The sequence below is a fragment of the Streptomyces sp. NPDC059008 genome (assembly GCF_042749045.1).
In the GTDB taxonomy this organism is placed as follows: Bacteria; Actinomycetota; Actinomycetes; order Streptomycetales; family Streptomycetaceae; genus Streptomyces.
On record NZ_JBHYJC010000099.1, the window covers coordinates 1 to 3,822 of the forward strand.

A 3,822-nucleotide genomic window follows, 5' to 3' on the forward strand; every position below is an offset into this window, starting at 1 on the left:
CATCTCCCGGATGTTTCCGGTCGACGGGGTATCAACATATCTGGCGTTGACTTTTGGCACGCTGTTGAGTTCTCAAGGAACGGACGCTTCCTTTGGATTCCCTTTCGGGTTTCCGCCGGGCGCTTCCCTTCGGTGTTTCACACTCTATCAGGCCTTTTCCGGCTTTCGAACCGCTGCTTTTCTGCAGACATGCAGAAGCGCAATTCTTGAGTCGCGATCAAGACGCTGGGAGTGCCGCCCACCTCAACCGGACGCAGTGATTGCGTCCTGGTTGTCCGGGGCAGGTCTCAGACAGTACAGCTCTGCTGTGGGCGAGGCAAATCGATTCAGCGGGACGCGCGGTGTGCAACTGGGTGCCTGTCATGCGGAACCGTCAGTTCCTATGACTTACGCTTCTGAACGGTGCGCCGTCCAGGACAGGTAGTGACGGCGGCCTGATGAATCTCCACCCCTGGGAGGCTTCCCATGACCACCGTGACGTCCCCGCTCGCAGGACGCGCCATCGGACTCGCGGCTGTGCCCGACCCGGTGTTCTCCGGCGCGATGGTGGGTCCCGGTACCGCCATCGACCCCGTTCGTGAACCGTCTGCCGCCGTCTCGCCCGTGGACGGTGTTCTCGTCTCACTGCACCCGCACGCGTTCGTCGTCGTCGACGGTGAGGGGCACGGCGTGCTCACTCACCTGGGTATCGACACCGTTCAGCTCAATGGCGAGGGCTTCGAGCTGCTCGTGAACAAGGGCGACACCGTCACCCGCGGCCAGGAGATCGTGCGCTGGAACCCGGCCGCGGTCGAAGAGGCCGGCAAGTCGCCGGTGTGCCCGGTCGTCGCGCTCGAGGCCACCGCCGACTCGCTCGGCGAGGTGCGCGAGGACGGCGACATCAAGGCGGGCGACGAGCTCTTCTCCTGGCAGTAGCCGGGCGCCGTACCCAATGGCAGAGACGACATTCACCGCGGCGGCCGGGCCGTCGCATCAACCGGAGACGGGTGCAATGGAGACAACGCTGCGAGGCGTCGGTGTGAGCCACGGTGTGGCCATAGGCGAGGTGCGGCACATGGGCACGGCGGTTCTCGAGCCGCCGGCCAAGCAGATTCCGGCGGATGAGGCGGAGCGCGAACAGGGGCGTGCCCGTCAGGCCGTGGAGGCTGTCGCCGCCGACCTGATAGCGCGTGGAAACCTGGCGGGCGGCGAGGCACAGGCCGTTCTGGAGGCCCAGGCGCTGATGGCGCAGGACCCCGAGCTGATGGCGGACGTCGAGCGGCGGATCGCCGTCGGCAGCACCGCCGAGCGCGGTGTGTACGACGCGTTCGCGGCCTACCGGGCGCTGCTTGCCGGTGCCGGTGAGTACCTGGCGGGGCGGGTCGCCGACCTCGATGACGTGCGCAACCGTATCGTCGCCCGGCTGCTGGGTGTGCCGATGCCGGGTGTGCCGGACAGCGATGAGCCGTATGTGCTGATCGCGCGGGATCTGGCGCCGGCCGACACCGCGCTGCTCGACCCGACGCTGGTGCTCGGCTTCGTCACCGAGGAGGGCGGGCCGACCAGCCACAGCGCGATTCTGGCGCGGGCGCTGGGTGTGCCGGCCGTCGTGGCGCTGCCGGGCGCGGGTGAGCTGGTCGAGGGCACGGTGATCGCCGTCGACGGCAGCACCGGAGAGATCTTCGTGGAGCCGAGCGCCGAGAAGCGCGCGGAGCTGGAGCGGGCCGCCGCGGAGCGGAAGGCGGCGCTGGCCGCCTCGTCCGGTCCCGGGGCCACCTCCGACGGGCACAAGGTGCCGCTGCTGGCGAACGTCGGCGGTCCCGGTGATGTGGCCGCCGCCGTGGAGGCCGGGGCCGAGGGGGTCGGGCTCTTCCGTACCGAGTTCCTGTTCCTGGACGACAGCAAGCAGGCGCCGTCCGAGGACAAGCAGGTCGAGGCGTACCGCAAGGTGCTGGAGGCGTTCCCCGAGGGCCGTGTGGTCGTACGCGTGCTGGACGCCGGTGCCGACAAGCCGCTGGACTTCCTGACGCCGGCCGACGAGCCGAACCCGGCGCTGGGTGTGCGGGGGCTGCGTACGCTGCTCGACCACCCCGAGGTGCTGCGTACCCAGCTGGCCGCGCTGGCGAAGGCCGCCGAGGGTCTGCCGGTCTACCTTGAGGTCATGGCCCCGATGGTGGCGGACCGGATCGACGCCAAGGCGTTCGCGGACGCGTGCCGGGAGGCCGGGCTGCGGGCGAAGTTCGGTGCGATGGTGGAGATTCCGTCCGCGGCGCTGCGGGCCCGCTCGATTCTGCAAGAGGTGGAGTTCCTTTCGCTGGGGACCAACGACCTGGCGCAGTACACCTTCGCCGCCGACCGTCAGGTGGGTGCGGTCTCGCGTCTGCAGGATCCCTGGCAGCCGGCGCTGCTCGACCTCGTGGCGGCTTCGGCCGAGGCCGCGAAGGCCGAGGGCAAGAGCTGTGGTGTCTGTGGTGAGGCGGCCTCCGATCCGCTGCTGGCGTGTGTGCTGACGGGGCTCGGTGTCACCAGCCTGTCGATGGGTGCGGCGTCGATTCCCTATGTGCGGGCGACGCTGGCCAAGCACACGCTGGCGCAGTGCGAGCGTGCGGCGGCCGCGGCGCGGGCCGCGGACACCGCCGATGACGCCCGGGCGGCCGCGCAGGCGGTGCTCTCCGGCGAGTGATGTCGCAGGAGACGTCGTAGGAGTCTTGACGGCCGTCCCGCCCTTTGTGGCGGGGCGGCCGTTTCGTGTCTGCCGCGGTGCCTGCGGCTCAGTGGTCGTGGGCGTCGGACGGGGGGTCGAGGGGCAGGCCGGCGGCGTAGTCGACGCCGGGCTCGGGCGGGATCGGTTCTCCGCTGTCGGCGTCGGTGCAGTAGGCGGTGAAGACCTCGGCTGCGGTGAGGGGGCGGAGCCAGGAGTCGCGCAGCGACCAGCCGCGGACCGTGTCGCGGCGGGGCCCGGCGGTGGCGCCGTGGTGGGCGGAGCCCGCGGGCCCGGTGGGGTCGGCGGTCGTGCGGGAGACGATGCCGCCGGGCAGGCGCAGGGCGAGGCCGGTGGCGAGGACGGTGCAGAAGACGAGGGTCTCGGATTCGGCGAGCCGGAGCCGGTCGCCGGCGCCGTCGGTGGCGCGCAGGACCGCGAGGAGGGACGGCTCGCCCGCGGCGACGGAGCAGACGAGGTGGTGGGTGCCGCCGCCGAGGGACGTCAGCAGCTGCTGGAGGGCTTGGGTGGCACGGGCGAAGGCGGCGTGGGCGAGGTCGGCACCGCAGTCGTCGCAGCTGCCGGCGCGGGCGAGGAGGGCGGCGGCGTGGTTCCAGGCCGCCTGGCGGTCGGCCTCCTCGACGAGTAACGGCAGCAGCTGCCTCAGCGGCTCGCCTTCGTACGTCACCCGGGCGCCGGTGCGGGCGGCTTCGGCGGTGTAGCGGGTGCGGCTGTCGGGGCGGTCGGGGTCGAGGTCCTGCTCCGCGCAGTACTTCTCGAAGGCGGCCGGGTCGAAGAGGCTGAGGGTGGTGAGCACGCCCTGGGCGGCGAGGGTGCGCAGCAGGGACTCCATCTGCTGGAGGTAGCTGCCGTGGTCGTCGAAGGGGAAGGTGCGGTAGCGGCGCATGGCGGTGAAGTCCCGCTCGTCGGCGAGGACGGCGGCGGTGCTGGGGACTTCGCGGCGCAGTGTGCGGTGGGCGGCGGACCGGTTGGTGTGCCGGGATGCGGATGTCATGACTCCCCCTGGGTGAGATGCGCCCGTTGCGAGCGGGACGCTGACCGAACGTCACTTGTCACTCACAGTAATCGGGGGGTCTGACAATCGCGGCCGGCGCCGGACCGACGGGCCGCAGGTGGCCGGT

At 71.1% G+C, this 3,822-nt stretch carries 3 protein-coding genes; 2 read left to right on the forward strand and 1 reads right to left on the reverse strand.

Annotated elements, in window-relative coordinates:
- Positions 1 to 465: 465 nt before the first annotated feature.
- A complete protein-coding gene (locus tag ACFWZH_RS39320; RefSeq protein ID WP_384443296.1) occupies positions 466 to 915 on the forward strand; it encodes a PTS glucose transporter subunit IIA in 450 nt (149 codons plus the stop codon).
- A gap of 76 nt (positions 916 to 991) precedes the next feature.
- Positions 992 to 2,662 (forward strand): phosphoenolpyruvate--protein phosphotransferase, encoded by a 1,671-nt coding sequence (gene ptsP, locus ACFWZH_RS39325; RefSeq protein ID WP_384443299.1) that lies wholly within the window; start codon positions 992 to 994, stop codon positions 2,660 to 2,662.
- Positions 2,663 to 2,750: 88 nt separating this feature from the next.
- Here ptsP and ACFWZH_RS39330 read toward each other — a convergent pair whose 3' ends face one another.
- Positions 2,751 to 3,695 (reverse strand): hypothetical protein, encoded by a 945-nt coding sequence (locus tag ACFWZH_RS39330; RefSeq protein ID WP_384443302.1) that lies wholly within the window; start codon positions 3,693 to 3,695, stop codon positions 2,751 to 2,753.
- Positions 3,696 to 3,822 lie beyond the last annotated feature (127 nt).

What these genes read in the sequence shown, in the direction of transcription:
- ACFWZH_RS39320 (WP_384443296.1), top strand. Translation starts at nt 466, where the DNA reads ATGACCACCGTGACGTCCCCGCTCGCAGGACGCGCCATCGGACTCGCG.
- ACFWZH_RS39330 (WP_384443302.1), bottom strand. Translation starts at nt 3,695, where the DNA reads ATGACATCCGCATCCCGGCACACCAACCGGTCCGCCGCCCACCGCACA.
- ptsP (WP_384443299.1), top strand. Translation starts at nt 992, where the DNA reads ATGGAGACAACGCTGCGAGGCGTCGGTGTGAGCCACGGTGTGGCCATA.